Source organism: Pseudomonas fragi (assembly GCF_025426255.1).
GTDB classification, from domain to species: Bacteria; Pseudomonadota; Gammaproteobacteria; order Pseudomonadales; family Pseudomonadaceae; genus Aquipseudomonas; species Aquipseudomonas kulmbachensis.
On sequence record NZ_CP104861.1, the window covers coordinates 4,729,147 to 4,745,161 of the forward strand.

At 59.5% G+C, this 16,015-nt stretch carries 13 protein-coding genes; 12 read left to right on the forward strand and 1 reads right to left on the reverse strand.

Translation table 11 applies throughout. The features are described 5' to 3' along the window. Window positions 1-10: 10 nt before the first annotated feature. The 11 genes from N7D90_RS21795 to N7D90_RS21845 all read left to right on the forward strand — a co-directional run bounded on the left by N7D90_RS21795 (window position 11) and on the right by N7D90_RS21845 (window position 10,958). Window positions 11-349, forward strand: coding sequence for a type II toxin-antitoxin system RelE/ParE family toxin (locus N7D90_RS21795; protein ID WP_261742506.1), 339 nt, complete (start codon window positions 11-13; stop codon window positions 347-349). Window positions 350-354: 5 nt separating this feature from the next. Beyond that, on the forward strand, window positions 355-678 hold the full coding sequence (locus N7D90_RS21800) for a DNA-binding protein (RefSeq protein ID WP_261739914.1): 324 nt from the start codon (window positions 355-357) through the stop codon (window positions 676-678). A gap of 104 nt (window positions 679-782) precedes the next feature. After that, the gene (locus N7D90_RS21805) at window positions 783-1,181 is read left to right on the forward strand and encodes a DUF2946 domain-containing protein (RefSeq protein ID WP_261739915.1); all 399 of its coding nucleotides are present in this window, start codon (window positions 783-785) and stop codon (window positions 1,179-1,181) included. A gap of 49 nt (window positions 1,182-1,230) precedes the next feature. Continuing rightward, complete coding sequence (locus tag N7D90_RS21810) at window positions 1,231-1,725, forward strand: copper chaperone PCu(A)C (RefSeq protein ID WP_261739916.1); 495 nt, start codon at window positions 1,231-1,233, stop codon at window positions 1,723-1,725. A 48-nt stretch (window positions 1,726-1,773) separates the two neighbouring features. Beyond that, window positions 1,774-2,151, forward strand: a complete 378-nt coding sequence (locus tag N7D90_RS21815; protein WP_261739917.1) for a DUF2946 domain-containing protein — start codon at window positions 1,774-1,776, stop codon at window positions 2,149-2,151. A 93-nt stretch (window positions 2,152-2,244) separates the two neighbouring features. Next, entirely contained in the window at window positions 2,245-4,323 is a 2,079-nt protein-coding gene (locus tag N7D90_RS21820; RefSeq protein ID WP_261739918.1) for a TonB-dependent copper receptor, read from the forward strand. A gap of 140 nt (window positions 4,324-4,463) precedes the next feature. Then, the gene (locus N7D90_RS21825; protein WP_261739919.1) at window positions 4,464-5,840 is read left to right on the forward strand and encodes a PepSY-associated TM helix domain-containing protein; all 1,377 of its coding nucleotides are present in this window, start codon (window positions 4,464-4,466) and stop codon (window positions 5,838-5,840) included. Between the two features lie 164 nt (window positions 5,841-6,004). Then, the gene (locus N7D90_RS21830) at window positions 6,005-8,131 is read left to right on the forward strand and encodes a TonB-dependent receptor (RefSeq protein ID WP_261739920.1); all 2,127 of its coding nucleotides are present in this window, start codon (window positions 6,005-6,007) and stop codon (window positions 8,129-8,131) included. Between the two features lie 84 nt (window positions 8,132-8,215). Continuing rightward, complete coding sequence (locus tag N7D90_RS21835) at window positions 8,216-9,004, forward strand: ABC transporter ATP-binding protein (protein WP_261739921.1); 789 nt, start codon at window positions 8,216-8,218, stop codon at window positions 9,002-9,004. Continuing rightward, window positions 9,001-9,951 (forward strand): ABC transporter substrate-binding protein, encoded by a 951-nt coding sequence (locus N7D90_RS21840; RefSeq protein ID WP_261739922.1) that lies wholly within the window; start codon window positions 9,001-9,003, stop codon window positions 9,949-9,951. The genes N7D90_RS21835 and N7D90_RS21840 overlap by 4 nt, the downstream gene beginning before the upstream one ends. Beyond that, complete coding sequence (locus N7D90_RS21845; RefSeq protein WP_261739923.1) at window positions 9,948-10,958, forward strand: FecCD family ABC transporter permease; 1,011 nt, start codon at window positions 9,948-9,950, stop codon at window positions 10,956-10,958. Before N7D90_RS21840 ends, N7D90_RS21845 begins: the two co-directional genes overlap by 4 nt. Here the strand turns inward: N7D90_RS21845 and N7D90_RS21850 are convergent. Continuing rightward, window positions 10,955-14,386: a DUF4329 domain-containing protein gene (locus tag N7D90_RS21850; protein WP_261739924.1), complete on the reverse strand. Its 3,432-nt coding sequence runs from the start codon at window positions 14,384-14,386 to the stop codon at window positions 10,955-10,957. The genes N7D90_RS21845 and N7D90_RS21850 overlap by 4 nt on opposite strands. Before the next feature lie 361 nt (window positions 14,387-14,747). On the opposite strand from N7D90_RS21850, the gene urtA reads away from it, so the two are divergent. Next, on the forward strand, window positions 14,748-16,013 hold the full coding sequence (urtA, locus tag N7D90_RS21855; RefSeq protein WP_261739925.1) for an urea ABC transporter substrate-binding protein: 1,266 nt from the start codon (window positions 14,748-14,750) through the stop codon (window positions 16,011-16,013). The last annotated feature ends 2 nt before the right edge of the window (window positions 16,014-16,015 follow it).

Sequence of the window (16,015 nt, forward strand, 5' to 3'; positions counted from 1 at the left end):
CTTTAGCGGCATGACGATCTCCGTAGAAGAATATTGCGGTCAAGATAAAACCAGCCCTTTCGAGCGCTGGTTTTTGTCATTGGATGCCCATGCTGCAGCTAAGGTATCCACAGCAATTTTGCGCATGGAGATGGGCAACACTTCGAACATAAAGTGGTTTGAAGGCTTGGGGGAGTACCGCATCGATTGGGGCCCCGGCTATAGAATCTATTTGTTACAGGAAGGAAAACGCTTGATCATCCTGTTTGGCGGTGGCGACAAGTCCAGCCAGAAACACGATATCAAACAGGCTAAAAAACTCATTGCCGAGTACAAAAGCCGAAAAAACACCACGCAACACACGAGGTAATTGCTATGGCTCTCACAAGAAGTTTCAAGCAAACAATTGCTGAGCGAGCCCAACGCGACCCCGCATTTGCTCAAGCTCTGCTCGATGAAGCCGCTACTCTTTTCCTGAATGGCGAGCCAGAAATGGCGCGGGTCATTCTTCGCGATCTGGTCAATGCCACCGTGGGGTTTGAAGGCCTGTCCAAAGAAACAGCCAAGCCCAGCAAGAGCCTGCATAGAATGCTCTCGGTCAGTGGCAACCCGAGCATGGACAATCTGGCGGCCATCTTTGCCGTTATCCGTAGCAATCTCGGGGTTCAAATAGAGGTACATGCGGTGCCGGCGCACTGACGCGTACTCCAGTGCGGTGACACTCAGCCGCACCCGCTCTTTTTACTTACGCCGATCATTCAGGCTTAATAGCCACCTTGATCGCCTCACTCATGGAATTGCTCATGTCCCGACAACGGTTTGCATTTGCCTGGATCGCCTGCTTTGCAGTGCTGTTCAACATGCTTGCCATGTCGACGGCCGGAGCGATGGGTAACGCTAAACCTGCTGCCACCGAACAGTTTATGTGGAGCAGCTTTTGCACCTCAACCGGCACCAAGATGGTCGCCGTGTCGCTGGGCAAGATTGATGTCGGCGACAGCCAGCAAGACGATCACTCCACCATGCAGCATTGCTGGTGCTGCTCGGGTTCTGCGCCGCTGGTGGCTCTGCCCGCGCATATTCCCACCTTGTATTTTGCGGCCATCGAACATGGCCACAGCCTGATCCCCGACCACCTCAAACGCCCTACCCCGCGCCAGCAATGGCCGAGCCTCAACCCCCGCGCCTCACCTCTGGTCTGATTGCGCCTCGCAACTCCTTTTGCGTTTTGAATCGTTCCGGAGAATCGCCATGTTGAACCGCTCACTGCTCAAGCACGCCCTGATCGCGGCGGCTGTATTGCTGCCTGCCTGTTTTGCCAACGCCCACGAATACAAAAGCGGCACGCTACAAATTGCCCACCCGTGGTCGCAAGAGCTGCCGCCCAACGCGCCGACCGTGGCCGCGTATTTTGTCATTCACAACACCGGCACCACTGCCGATCGCCTGGTCAGTGTCGACACCCCTATTGCCGACAAGGCCGAGCTGCATCAGCACGTGATGGAGGGCGACTTGATGAAAATGCTGCCGGTGGCCAGCGTCGAAGTCCCGCCTGGCGGCACCGTGACGTTTGCGCCCATGGCGTACCACGTGATGATGTTCGGCCTCAAGGATCGCAGCCTGCTGCAGGACGGCAAGCACTTCCCGCTGACCCTGCACTTTGAAAAAGCCGGTGCGGTGCCGGTTGAAGTCAACGTGCAGAAAACAGCCCCGGCCGACAGCATGGAACACATGCACGCCCACTAACGGCCAAGGTTTCTGAACCCCGTGCGCGAACCTCGCGCCAGGCACTCCATGTCGCAAATTCGCGGCAGTTGGCTGAGCCTGTTTGCCATGTTGATGATTTTTATCGGCCCGCTGATTTCCCAAGCGATGCCGATGGATCATCACGGCTCCATGTCCATGTCCATGCCCATGTCGATGGATATGAGCATGGACATGTCTGCGCACGCCGAACATAAACAGCCTGCCACCGACCACCACGCGATATGGGAAAAGTGCGGCTACTGCACCCTGCTGTTCAGTTGCCCGGCGCTGCCCGGCAGCGTTGACCTGAACCTGTTTGATGCGCCTGCGCCCAAGCGCTATCTGGCGTCCAACCCCCGGCTGGGCCATGCCCGGCAACCGGTCTTCCCCGGATCGCGCTCGCGAGCCCCACCCGCATTCTTTTAAGCCTCGACACAACTCATTATCTGGCCGACCTGCATACGCTGCTTTAGACAGCCGCAGGTGCCGGGTTGTATTCGCTTGAATATTGGAATGCTTATGTCCCGTTTTACTGCTGCCTCCCGTTTGCCTCACGCCCAGGCGGTTTTGCCCTTTGCCCTCAGCACCCTGTGCTGCGCATTGCTGGCGTCCACCGCACTGGCCGACGAACATGCAGGGCACACTAATGAACTGAGCCCGCTGGTGATCACCGCCATTGCCCCCAGCTCGCCCCTGACCGTGGTCACCAACCCCAAGGACCCGCGCCAGCCGGTGCCCGCCAGTGACGGCGGCGACTACCTCAAGACCATCCCAGGCTTCGCCATGATCCGCAACGGCGGCACCAATGGCGACCCGGTATTGCGCGGCATGTTCGGCTCGCGCCTGAAGATCCTCACCAACGGCGGCGAAATGCTCGGCGCCTGTCCCGGGCGCATGGACGCACCAACGTCCTATATCTCACCGGAAACCTACGACAAGCTCACCGTGATCAAAGGCCCGCAAAGCGTGCTCTGGGGCCCTGGCGCTTCGGCGGGCACCATCCTGTTCGAGCGTGAGCCCGAGCACTTCGGTGAACTGGGCACACGGGTCAACGCCAGCCTGCTGGCAGGCTCCAACGGCCGCTTCGACAAAACCATCGATGCCGCCGCCGGTGGCCCGCTGGGCTATGTACGGGTGATCGGCAACACGGCCCACTCCGACGACTACAAGGACGGCAATGGCGACACCGTGCCGTCGCGCTACGACAAATGGAACGGTGATATCGCCCTCGGCTGGACCCCGGATGCCGATACCCTGCTGGAACTCACCGCCGGCAAGGGCGATGGCGAAGCACGTTCGGCCGGGCGCGGCATGGACGGCAGCCAATACCTGCGCGAAAGCCTTGGCCTGCGCTTTGAAAAATCCAATATCGGCGACGTTCTCGACAAGATCGAAGCACAGGTCTACTACAACTACGCCGACCACGTGATGGACAACTACACCCTGCGCACCCCGTCGGGCACCGGCATGATGGCCGGGCCGATGGCGTCCAACGTCGACCGCCGCACCCTCGGCGCACGGATCAAGGCCACCTGGCGCTGGGCCGATTACCAGTTGATCAGCGGCATCGACGCACAGACCAACGAACACCGCAAACGCATGGGTATGGGCATCGATACCTACAAGGAGCAGAACTGGAGCAAGGACGCCGACTTCCACAACTACGGTGCCTTTGGCGAGCTGACCTGGTACGCCGCCGAACGTGATCGGGTAATTACCGGCGCGCGCCTGGACCGTGCATCAGCCAAGGATTACCGCGCCCGCCTCGGCTCGGGGATGATGAGCAAACCCAACCCGACCCTCGACCAGACCCGCGCCGACACCCTGCCCAGCGGCTTTGTCCGTTTTGAGCATGACCTGGCCGACAGCCCGACCACCTTGTATGCAGGTCTGGGCCATGTGCAGCGTTTCCCGGACTATTGGGAACTGTTTTCGCCAAGCTCGGGCCCTGCCGGTTCGGTGAACGCGTTCGATGCAATCAAACCGGAAAAGACCACCCAACTCGATATGGGCCTGCAATACAAAACCGCAACCGTGGAAGCCTGGGCCTCGGTGTATGCCGGTGAAGTCCGCGACTACATTCTGTTCGACTACGCCAGGGGCGCGTCCCAGGCACAGAACATCAACGCGCGGATCATGGGCGGTGAACTGGGCGCGGCCTATCAACTGACCTCCAACTGGAAAGCCGACGCGACCCTGGCCTATGCCTGGGGCAAAAACACCACCGACGGCAAGGCTCTGCCACAAATGCCGCCGCTGGACACCCGCCTGGGCCTGACCTACAGCGAAGACGACTGGAGCGCGGGCGCCTTGTGGCGAGTAGTGGCACCCCAGGGCCGCATCGACCGTAACGCGGGCAACGTGGTGGGCAAGGACTTCGACAAGAGCGCCGGGTTTGGCGTGTTCTCGTTCAATGGCGCGTACCGCATAAACAAGAACCTCAAGGTCAGCGCCGGGGTCGACAACCTGCTGGATAAAAACTACAGCGAGCACCTGAACATGGCGGGCAACGCCGGTTACGGCTTCCCGGCCAACGACCCGACCCCGATCAATGAACCGGGCCGCACGTTGTGGACCAAGGTTGATGTGAGCTTCTAACCCGCCTTGTGGGAGCGAGCCTGCTCGCGATGGGATCGCTGCGGTGTGTCAGTTACACCGCGTCGTCTGAATCGCGAGCAGGCTGGCTCCCACAGGACCCAGATTCAACAAAAAGTATTTAGCCTTGCGGAGCCGCTCACATGAGCCAACCAACACCGTCTTTCTACAACCTGGCCTGGCGCTGGCATTTCTATGCCGGGCTGTTTGTTGCTCCATTCATGATCCTGCTGGCACTGACCGGGATTATTTACCTGTTCAAACCCCAGCTCGACCCCCTGCTCTACGACCACCTGCTCAACGTCAGCCCCAGCCATCACAGCCTCAGCGCCGACCAGCAATTACTGCGCGTGCAAACCGCTTATCCACAGGGCCATATCAGCCAGTACCTGCCGCCAATCAACCCGGAGCGCAGCGCTCAATTTGTGATCCACAACGGCGGGCGCGAGCTTAACGTGTTTATCAACCCCTACAGCGGTGAAGTGCTGGGCGAGCAGGATGCCAAGCTCAATCTGCAAGCCGTGGCTCGGGCACTGCATGGCGAGTTGATGATCGGCACCCTCGGCGACCGGCTGGTGGAACTGGCTGCTGGCTGGGGCGTGGTGCTGGTGGTTTCCGGTCTGTACCTGTGGTGGCCACGCGGGCAATCGGCCGCCGGAATACTGTGGCCGCGCCTGGGCCGACGCGGGCGGGTGCTGTGGCGTGACTTCCATGCCGTAACCGGTTTCTGGGGCGCAGCCCTGTTGCTATTTATGCTGGTCAGCGGCATGACCTGGACCGGCTTCTGGGGCAAGCAATACGCCGATGTCTGGAACCAGTTTCCGGCAGCGATGTGGAACAACGTGCCCAAGTCTGATGTTGAAGCCCGCAGCCTCAATACTGCCACCCGCCAGACCGTGCCCTGGGCGCTGGAAAATACCCCGATGCCAGTCTCCGGCGCCCACGCCGAGCACATGGGCCACGGCGCCATGCCCAGCGGCCCTGCTGCTCCCAAGATCACGCTGCAAGATCTGGTCAACATCGCCAGCCAGCGCAAGGTCGAACCCGGTTACAGCATCACCCTGCCCACCACCGCAACCGGCGTGTTTACCATCGCGGTATTCGCCGACGACCCGCGCAACGACGCCACCCTGCATGTCGATCAATACACCGGCGAGGTCCTGGCTGACGTGCGCTGGCAGCATTACAGCAACGTTGCCCGCGCCACGGAAATGGGCGTGATGCTGCATGAGGGCAAGCTCTTCGGCTCACTGAACCAGATCGCGATTCTGCTGGTGTGCCTGATGATCCTGCTCAGCTCGGTCAGCGGCCTGGTGATCTGGTGGAAACGTCGCCCGCAGGGTCGTTTGGGCGTGCCGCCGCTACGTCACGAATTGCCGACCTGGAAGACCGGGGTTGTGATCATGCTCGCCCTCGCCGTGATGTTTCCGCTGGTGGGGGCATCGTTGATCGCTGTTTGGGTGCTTGATCGCCTGTTGATGGTTTTTCGCTCAAAACCCCAACATGAGCACTCCTCATAACTAACGTGAGTCATCCGAGAGGCGCATTCCAGAGCATTCCCTATACTGGCGCGCCAGTATCGGACACAAAATAGTTGTTACTGTATAACAATCTATTTAAGCTCCATTACCCGCCGCCAGGAGGCAGCGGGCACACCTCTCGAAAAAAGCGACTCACTGCCACGATGAACAAGTACCTAGTGTCCAGCCTCTGCCTGCTGGCGATAAACAGCGCCCAGGCCGATGACAGCGCCCCGTCCCTGATGTTGCCAGCCGCGAGCATTACCGCCCCTGAAGTCGATCTTGAAAGCATCGACCTCAAGACCGCCACCAGCGCCGGTTCGCGCCTGAACCTCAACAGCCTCGAAACTCCGGCCAGCGTTGAGAGCCTGACGGGTGCGCAAATCCGCGCCCGCGGTGATCGCAGTGTGCAAAGCGCCGTCACCCGCAGCACCGGTATCAGCAACACCGGCACGCCGGGTAACGGCGGCTCGGCCTACTCGGCCCGCGGCTTTGTCGGGGAAGGCTCGGTGATGCAGCTGTATGACGGCGTGCGCATGTACAGCGGCGCGGGCACCGTGACCTTTCCGGTGGACGATTGGTCGGTTGAGCGCATCGACGTACTGCGCGGCCCGGCTTCGGTGCTGTATGGCGAAGGCGCTACGGGTGCGGTGATCAACGTGCTCCCGAAAAAACCGTTCAGCGGCGAAATCGAAAACCACCTGCGCGTCGGCTACGGCTCCTACGACACCCGCCAACAGGCGCTGGACAGCGGCGGTTCGCTGACCGACACCCTGAGCTACCGCTTGAATATCAATCACAACCAGAGCAATGGTTGGATCGATCACGGCAACTCTGAAAATACCTTTATCAGCGCCGCCCTGCGCTGGCAGGCCAATGATGATCTGGCATTCACCCTGAGCCACGACTATGGCGACCAGGAGCCGCAAAACAACTTCGGTGTACCGCTGATCAATGGCCGATATCACCAAAGCCTGCGTGACAAAAACTACAACGTGCGTGACGCCAAGCTGCACTACAACGACCAGTGGACGCGCCTGAACAGCGAATGGCAGATCAACGACAACCTCACTGCCAGCAACGAGCTGTACTACCTCAAGGCCCAGCGCCGCTGGCAGAACGCCGAAAACCACGCATGGAATGAAAGCCAGCAAACCTTGCTGCGCAGCGGTTACTACAGCATCAAGCACGAACAGGAACAGGTCGGTGATCGCCAGACCTTCATCCTCAACCACGACCTGTTCGGCCTTAAAAGCAGAACCTTGGTCGGCGCGGACTACAACCGTATCCACTTCAACCTGCACAGCAACTCGCCGTATACAGATGTGAACACAAACGGCCAGCCAATCGATCTGTACCACCCGGACCGGGGCGAGTTTGAAAGTCAGTCGCCATACCGCGACCAATTCACCTCCACCACGCAGCAGGTTTCACTGTTCGCTGAAAATCGCACCGAGCTGACCGATCAACTGTCGCTGGTCACCGGCGTGCGCCGCGATATCGTGCATCTGGATCGCAATGATTTCTTTCTGGATAAAGCCACCGAACGCAGCGACCGAGGCCTGTCGGCCAATAGCTGGAAAGTCGGCCTGGTATACGAGTTGACACCAGACATGTCGGTCTATGCCCAGCAGGCCACCAGCGTAGATGGCGTGGGCGGGCTGATCAGTCTGGATCAGAAGCAGCAAGACTTCAGCCTGGCCCATGCCCGCCAGACCGAAATCGGCTTCAAGCAGATGTTCTGGGACCAGCGAGGCGAATGGACCCTCGCCGCGTACCACATCATCAAAAAGGATTTGCTGACCACCGACCCGAATGATTCCACCCGTACCCTGCAAGTCGGCGAGCAATCCTCCAATGGCCTGGAAGCCAGCCTTGATCTGCAACTGCCGCACCGCTGGCAGCTGCAAGCCAATGCCTCTGTGGTGCGCGCCCAGTACGACTCGTTTAATGACGAAGGCGTGTCACGCAAAGGCAATCGCCCCACGGATGTACCGCGACGTACCGCCAACCTGTGGTTGAGCAAGGCCATTACCGATGACGTGAATGCCGGAGCCGGTGTGCGTTATGTCGACTCGCGTTATGCCGACACGGCCAACAACGTCGAAGTGCCGAGCTACACCGTGGTCGACGCTACCGTGAGCTGGAAAGCTCTGCCCAAAACCACCCTGGGACTGCGCCTGAACAATTTGTTCGACCGCCAGTACGCTGTTAGCCAATACAATGGCGGCCAACAGTGGATCATGGGCGAACCGCGCTCGTTCTTTGTGACGGCTGATTACGCATTTTAAGCGCTGCCCTCACCACGCCTCTCCCTCCGGGAGAGGGGACGGTTTGAGGGGCTTTTGATTCTTCGAGAACACAACCGGATATTTATGACCCGCCTCACCCTCACCCAACTCGCCTGGACCCCTCTGGGCCATGGCCATTGTCATCACCAGTTCCAGCTGCGTGATGCCAACCTGCACGTCGCGGCAGGTGAGTTTGTGGGGTTGATCGGGCCCAACGGCAGCGGTAAAACCAGCCTGTTGCGCTGTGCCTATCGCTTCAGCAAACCCGAGGCAGGCGCGGTCCACCTCGGCCCGCACAGCCTCTGGCAGCAATCACCGCGCTGGTGCGCGCAACGCATTGCCGTGGTGTTGCAAGAATTCCCTGACGCCTTTGGCCTGACCGTCGACGAAGTGGTCGCCATGGGCCGCACCCCGCACAAAGGCCTGTTCGACGGTGATACCGAAGCCGATCGCCAACTGGCCCGGAACGCGCTGCAGTCAGTCGGCCTCAGCGGCTTTGAGGACCACGCCTTCGCCACCCTCTCGGGCGGTGAAAAGCAACGGGTGATCCTCGCCCGCGCCCTGGCCCAGCAGCCCGAACTGCTAATCCTCGACGAGCCGACCAATCACCTCGACCCGCGCTATCAGCTGGAGTTGCTGCAGTTGGTCAAACGCCTGAACATCGGCACCTTGGCCAGCATCCACGACCTCAATCTGGCTGCCGCATTTTGCGACCGCCTGTATGTGATCGACCACGGCAAAATCATCGCCAGCGGCACTCCACGCGAGGTGCTGACCGTCGAACTGCTGCGCGATGTGTTTGGCGTTGCGGCTTTGATCGACGATCACCCGCTGTCCGGCTACCCGCGCATCACCTGGATAACCCGACCATGAAGCTGACCTCCCTTGCACTCGGCCTTTGCATTTTGCTGGGCGCCCAACTGGCCCAGGCCGACGCCACGAAATACCCGCTGACGATCAAAAGCTGCAACCGTGACGTAACCTTCAACCAAGCGCCGAAACACGCGGTCAGCCATGACATCAATATGACGCAGATGATGCTCGCCCTGGGCCTCAAGCCGCGCATGGCTGGCTACAGTGGCATCAGTGGCTGGAAGGCGGTAACTCCCGAGATGAAAGTGATCCTCGACGGCTTGCCGGAACTGGCGAGCAAATATCCCTCGGTTGAAACCCTGCTCAATGCCAACGTCGATTTCTTCTTCGCTGGCTGGGACTACGGCATGCGCGTGGGCGGCGACTTGACGCCGCAAACCCTGACCCCGCTGGGCATCAATGTTTATGAGCTGACCGAGTCCTGCGCCTTTGTGATGAAACGCCCACCCGCCAGCATGGAAGACACCTACAACGACCTGCGCAACCTGGGCAAAATCTTCGACGTACAAGAGCGCGCCAATACGTTGATCGCGAAAATGCAGGTAAAAATCGCCGAGGTGCAAAAGTCCCTGCCCGCCACGAAGCCGCGGGTGTTTCTATATGACAGCGGCGAAGACCGCGCCATGACCTCGGGCAAACTGGGCATCCCTCATGCGCTGATCGAAGCCGCAGGCGGCAACGATATCCTCAGTGACATCGACGCCAGCTGGACCCGCATCAACTGGGAAACCGTGGTCGAGCGCAACCCCGAAGTCATCGTGATCGTCGATTACAGCGAAGTAAGCGCCGAACAAAAACAGCGTTTCCTTGAAACCAATCCGGCCCTGCAATCGGTGGACGCGATCCGCAACAAGCGCTTTATCGTCATTCCCTACGTGCAAGCCACACCGGGCATCGACAACGTGCTGGCGATAGAAACCCTGGCCAAAGGTTTCCACCCACAATGATGGCTCGCCGCTACGCCCTGTTGCTGATCGGCCTCGGCGCATTGCTGCTGGTGTCGTGCGTGGTGTCACTGGGCTTTGGCCCGGCGCGGGTGCCGGTGGAGGTGGTGTGGCACATTTTGCTGAGCAAATTGTTCGGCATTGGCGAGGTGAACTGGAGCGCTGGCCAGGAACATATCGTGTGGCTGATCAGGGTGCCGCGCATGTTGCTCGGGGCCTTGGTCGGCGCCGGACTGGCGTTGATCGGTGCGGTGCTGCAAGCCGTGACGCGCAATCCGTTGGCCGACCCGCACCTGCTCGGCGTCACCAGCGGCGCCACCCTGGGTGCGGTGATTGTGGTGCTGCATGTGGGTGAAATCGTCGGCCTGCTGACCTTGCCCATCGCTGCCTTTATCGGCGCCCTGTTGAGCATGCTGCTGGTGCTGGCCATCGCCAGCCGTCACGGCCGGCTCGACAGCGACCGCCTGCTGCTGTGCGGTGTGGCCGTGTCGTTTGTAATGATGGCTGTGGCCAATACCCTGCTGTTTCTGGGCGACCATCGCGCCAGCTCCGCCGTGCTGTTCTGGATGCTCGGCGGCCTGGGGTTGGCACGCTGGGAACTGTTGGCCATCCCCAGCGCCAGCGTGCTGCTGGGGCTGGTGTTATTGCTCGGCATGGCCCGCCCGCTGAACGCGCTGATGGCGGGCGAACAGACCGCCGTCACCCTCGGTTTGAATGCGCGCAACGTGCGCCTGCGGGTGTTTCTGATCGCCTCGCTGATGACCGGCGTACTGGTGGCCATCAGCGGCTCGATCGGCTTTGTCGGCCTGATGATCCCGCACATCGCCCGGCGCTTGGTGGGCGCCGAGCATCGGCGTTTGCTGCCTGTATCGGCACTGCTGGGTAGCGTGTTTCTGGTGTGGGTCGATGTGGCGGCGCGCACCCTGATCGCCCCCGAGGACCTGCCCATTGGCGTGGCCACGGCGGCGATTGGCGGCCTGTTTTTTATTGGCTTGATGCGCAAGCGTTAAAGCTCGTCACGCAGGGGGCCGACTTTCAAGTCTGCCACTGGCAGGCCCGGCGTCGAGCCCTCGTAATCGAATGCCTCGGGCTGAGCCCGAACTGTGTGCCCTGAAGCAATAATCCCGGCAAGTGGCCAACTGCTGCTGGTCACCAAAACATGCATCCCACCAGAATTGAGTACATGGGTCAGCATATCGCTGGGCAGCATGTTCACTGGCGTCGCCTGACTGTTCTCTTCGAAATACCCCAAGGCTGACCAGCCATCGCCAATCACTGTGTTGCACAGCTGGAACCTGGCCTCCTGGCTCCCCCGCCAATACCTCAAAAGCCCACCATCGTCGGTCGACACATACAGGTAAGCGACTCCCAGCCCCCTGAGGTCCAGGGTATGGGTGGCGTAACAGATATCTTCCGGCCATGGGATGTTACGCAACAGCAGGGTTTCAACTTCTCCCGCAGCATTGCGGTTACGCATATCGCGCGAGAAATACAGGCTGGCCAGCTTGAATCCTTCGGGCAGCACTACCCTGGGCGAAGACGCACCGGGAGTGACGCGATGAGTTTCAAGCAGGGTTTCTGCGACATTTACCGGCTCGCCATTTACCACCGGGTCGAGCGCTACGTAAGTGTTGTAAGCCGGGTGGTGCAAAATCCCCCCAAGGATATTGAGGGTATGGGGTTGTTTGATCTTGCCATGTACATAACGGGCCGCATCGTTTGGATAGCTGAACACCGGGCTCGCGGGAAACTGTCTGATCGAACGCTCGGGCCTGCCCCCGACTTGCGCACCAAAGGGTTGCCAGCCGCCCGATACCGGGCCGGCATGGGCCCAGACCCCATTGGTTACCAGCACCTCAAGACGCCCCGCCATTGCTACCTGGCGCACATATTCAACGGGCGTCAGCCTGCGCGCGGTCAATTGGTCCAGCAGCACTTGCCCGGCGTTTTTGAATATTCCCGCAGACAATTGGGTCGCATCCAGAGCGCTGGCAAACCGCAGCAAGGCCCCGTCTGCAGTCGAGATATACAGGACCGAATTGCCCCCCAAAAAATCGGTCTGGCTCTGGAGATTGATCGCCAGCTGCAAGCCCTTGACCAGATCCAAAGGTGAAATAAACCCTTCGTAAACCCGCTTGTCGGGGAGATGGCCCTGCAGGTCGATCTGCCCAGGCGCTGCCACATACACCGCCAACGGTTTAAAACCCGCAGGCAGTTTGTAGCTGCCGGTCAGATCATCCCGCTGATACAGCCGATCCATACTGAAGTCGCCGCCCTCCAGCGCCAGCGTCGTCACATACTCCTCGCTGTGAGTGCTGCGCAGGACCAGCCCGTACTGACCGGACTGGCGGGCGCCCATCTGTTCATGGACATGGCGCACGGCGTCTTTCGATTGCGCAAAAACCGGGCTCAGTGCCGGCGGTTGCACTGCCTGCCCACTGTCGATTCCAGGCCGCCATCCATCTGTAATTTTACCGGGGCTACCCCACAGGGCACTGCCAACCACAAGTTGCAAATCCCCGGTTTTGGCCACAAGCGCGATGTACTCGCTGGGCTTTTTCGAGTTGCCGCGCATGGCCATTGCCATCGTGTTGTGCCGCACGCGTTCGGGATGGTCAGCAGGAGGTGCGAGCTGCGCCCCAAGCACGGCTTCCTGGGGTGAGCCGCTGGGGGTGTACTTGAGCAAAGCACCGTCCTGCGCTGAAAAATATCGGATTGCGGCCCAGTCACGATTGCGGATTGCGTCGTAAACCTCATCGGGCTCAAGCATGTTGCGAAACAGTTTTTCTTCATCTTTTGAGCGCCATAATTGCAACGGATGCACACGGTGGCTGTGATAGACCGCCACCACAGAACAGCCCGCGGGCACAAACCTGGCCAACTCGGCCGGGTACACCATCGAGGCGTCAAAAGTCTCGTTTTTGCCCTTCAAGGGTTCAGTCGCGACAAAACGGTTATCCAGCCGCTGGTAGATCAAGCCGCCATAGACACTGGCTGTGCGACTGGCTATTTGTTTGTGAGCGTAGCGGGCAGCATCGTCCGGGGTGACAAAGGACGGCCCCATGTCTCGACGGTAAAACCCTTCATAGGGTTCCCAGCCAGCATCAACCCGGCCTTCAGAGCGCCACAGGTCACTACTGTGCAGCACGCTCAACTCACCCGCACCGGCCAGCTCACGAATACAGGTTGTCGTTTTATAAACGCCCCCCAGCATGTCACGCAAAATGGCCAGGCCTTGGCCCTCACCTTCGGGCAACCGGGCCAGAAATTTCTGTTCGCTCGAGGCAAAGGTCGATACGTATTTCAACAGCGCGCCGTCGCGGGTCGAGATATACAGCGCCAGCGACCGTTTGGCCCCTACTCCCGCCAGCGACCGGACCGCCTCAATACCTTTGGCCAGGGTTTGCGGGTATACGAAATTTTTGAAAATCGACACTTCTTCGGCGGGCATAAGGCTGGGGTCGCGATAAAAGCCATCGCTGCAATAAACCCCAATCAAGTCAAACTGCTCAGGAAATCGCAGCCTGCCTGCCGTGTCGCGACCGAAGATGCGCTGCAATGCAAAATCCGTTTCGCCGGTAACCGGCTCAGAAGCGATGAAAAACCCCACCCCCTTGCGCTTGAGAATCACCCCATAGAGGCTCTCGCTGGTTTGATGAATGCGCGCCCTGACATCCTTGAGCGCCAGCTCCGCGCTGCTGAATGTCGGGCCAAAGGCAGGCTGGGCAATGATGACCGGCGCAATATCCTGCAGGGCCTTGGGCGTGAATGGCCGGTAATCGGCGCCCATCACCCCGAGTTTTCCGTCCCAGACTTCGCTGGACTGGATCACGCTCAGGTCACCGGCTGCCGCGGCGGCCTCAACAAACCCCACGGCGCTGTTGAAGGTTAAAATCCCCTTGCTCGAATCCTCGCCGATACGCACTGCCAATGCTCGTTCCCGAGCTGATCCGCTGGCGACATATTTGATCAGTGAGCCATTGACCCCCGACAAATAGTGCACCCGCGCAAAATAGGCATTCTGACTGTTGAGCAATACATCAATGTTGGAAAAGAAATTCACTGCGATATGTACCTGCGACTCGGTCCAGCGCCCGAAGCCACGCTTCAACGCGTCATAGTTATCCGGGTGCGAGTGATACAAGGCATAACAGGTGTAACCAGAGGGCTGGATAAAGTGGCCTTGCGGGTTGGTTGAGATCACCAGTGTCGGATCGAAAGCACCGGTTTTGCCTTTTACCGGGCGGGTCGCATAGTAGAAGCCCTGCGCGTCTTTCAAGATGACGCCGCCATATTCGGCCGAGCGAAAATCACCAATCAACCGATGAGCGAACCGGGCGGCATCATCGGCGCTGACAAAGGCCGGACTCAACGCCGGGAGCCGGGCCGTTATAGCGGGTCGGGCAAGCCGTTTTTCGCGGTTGCGAGGAGTGTTCATGGCTGTGCTTCCTTGATTAAAAAGGGCGGGCTCAGACTCGGCAGTTGTACGGTCTTGTCACGGGACAACTGATCTGAAAGTTCCATTTGGCTTTTCTCTGGATAGAGGGAAGCTTCATCCTTCGCCGGTACCTCGCTGGATCGGTATTAACTAAATATTTCCCTGCCCTGGTGCACGCAGCACCAAGGCAGCGCACGCCGTGCACCCACCTGCCTTTAAAGCCCCCACTTGGTGCGCGAGCACGCCTTTTTTTCGCGCAAAGCCCTGTTGCAGAGCCTTTTTCCCATCACGGCACACCCCTTGCAAATACCTTCAGGTATTCGGATCGACACTAAAAAATCAGATACCTGGAGATCGCACCATGAAGCGTCGCAGCTTGATCAAAGCTTTCACCCTTTCGGCCTCGATTGCCGCCATGGGTATGTCCTGGACCCTTCAGGCCGCCGAGACCATCAAGGTCGGCATTCTGCATTCGCTGTCCGGGACCATGGCGATCTCTGAAACTTCACTTAAAGACATGGCGCTGATGACCATCGACGAGATCAACGCCAAGGGCGGGGTCAACGGCAAGATGCTCGAAGCGGTCGTGGTCGATCCGGCATCCAACTGGCCGCTGTTCGCGGAAAAGGGTCGCCAGTTACTGACCCAGGATAAGGTGGCCGTGGTGTTTGGCTGCTGGACGTCGGTGTCGCGCAAATCGGTATTGCCGGTATTCGAAGAGCTCAACGGCCTGCTGTTCTACCCGGTGCAATACGAAGGTGAAGAGATGTCACCCAACGTGTTCTACACCGGGGCTGCGCCCAACCAGCAAGCGATCCCGGCGGTTGAATACCTGATGAGCGAAGATGGCGGCAGCGCCAAGCGCTTTGTATTACTGGGTACCGACTACGTTTACCCGCGCACCACCAATAAAATCCTCCGTGCCTTCCTGCACTCCAAAGGCGTAGCCGACAAGGATATCGACGAGGTCTATACCCCGTTCGGCCACAGCGATTACCAGACCATCGTGTCCAACATCAAAAAATTCTCGGCGGGCGGCAAAACCGCGGTGATCTCCACGGTCAACGGCGACTCCAACGTGCCGTTCTATAAAGAGCTGGCCAACCAGGGCCTGAAGGCCACCGACGTTCCGGTCATCGCGTTCTCGGTGGGCGAAGAAGAACTGCGCGGTATCGACACCAAACCGTTGGTGGGCAACCTGGCGGCGTGGAACTACTTCCAGTCGGTTGAGAACCCGGTCAATGAAAAATTCGTCGCCGACTGGAAAGCCTACGCCAAGAAGCACAACCTGCCGGGCGCTGACAAAGCGGTAACCAACGACCCGATGGAAGCTACATACGTGGGCATTCACATGTGGGCCCAAGCGGCAGAAAAAGCCAAGTCCACCGATGTCGACAAGGTTCGCGAAGCGCTGGCCGGCCAGACCTTTGCCGCGCCATCGGGCTACACCCTGACTATGGACAAGACGAACCACCACCTGCACAAGCCGGTGATGATCGGCGAGATACAGCCTGACGGTCAGTTCAGCGTGGTGTGGCAAACCGAAGGCCCGGTCCGCGCCCAGCCATGGAGCCCATACATTCCTGGCAATGACAAAAAGCCGGATTACGCGGTGAAGAGTAACTAAGC

Coding starts and splice junctions, on each gene's coding strand:
- N7D90_RS21835 (WP_261739921.1), top strand. CDS start 8,216: ATGACCCGCCTCACCCTCACCCAACTCGCCTGGACCCCTCTGGGCCAT.
- N7D90_RS21815 (WP_261739917.1), top strand. CDS start 1,774: ATGTCGCAAATTCGCGGCAGTTGGCTGAGCCTGTTTGCCATGTTGATG.
- N7D90_RS21795 (WP_261742506.1), top strand. CDS start 11: ATGACGATCTCCGTAGAAGAATATTGCGGTCAAGATAAAACCAGCCCT.
- N7D90_RS21850 (WP_261739924.1), bottom strand. CDS start 14,386: ATGAACACTCCTCGCAACCGCGAAAAACGGCTTGCCCGACCCGCTATA.
- N7D90_RS21820 (WP_261739918.1), top strand. CDS start 2,245: ATGTCCCGTTTTACTGCTGCCTCCCGTTTGCCTCACGCCCAGGCGGTT.
- N7D90_RS21830 (WP_261739920.1), top strand. CDS start 6,005: ATGAACAAGTACCTAGTGTCCAGCCTCTGCCTGCTGGCGATAAACAGC.
- N7D90_RS21840 (WP_261739922.1), top strand. CDS start 9,001: ATGAAGCTGACCTCCCTTGCACTCGGCCTTTGCATTTTGCTGGGCGCC.
- N7D90_RS21810 (WP_261739916.1), top strand. CDS start 1,231: ATGTTGAACCGCTCACTGCTCAAGCACGCCCTGATCGCGGCGGCTGTA.
- N7D90_RS21825 (WP_261739919.1), top strand. CDS start 4,464: ATGAGCCAACCAACACCGTCTTTCTACAACCTGGCCTGGCGCTGGCAT.
- N7D90_RS21800 (WP_261739914.1), top strand. CDS start 355: ATGGCTCTCACAAGAAGTTTCAAGCAAACAATTGCTGAGCGAGCCCAA.
- urtA (WP_261739925.1), top strand. CDS start 14,748: ATGAAGCGTCGCAGCTTGATCAAAGCTTTCACCCTTTCGGCCTCGATT.
- N7D90_RS21805 (WP_261739915.1), top strand. CDS start 783: ATGTCCCGACAACGGTTTGCATTTGCCTGGATCGCCTGCTTTGCAGTG.
- N7D90_RS21845 (WP_261739923.1), top strand. CDS start 9,948: ATGATGGCTCGCCGCTACGCCCTGTTGCTGATCGGCCTCGGCGCATTG.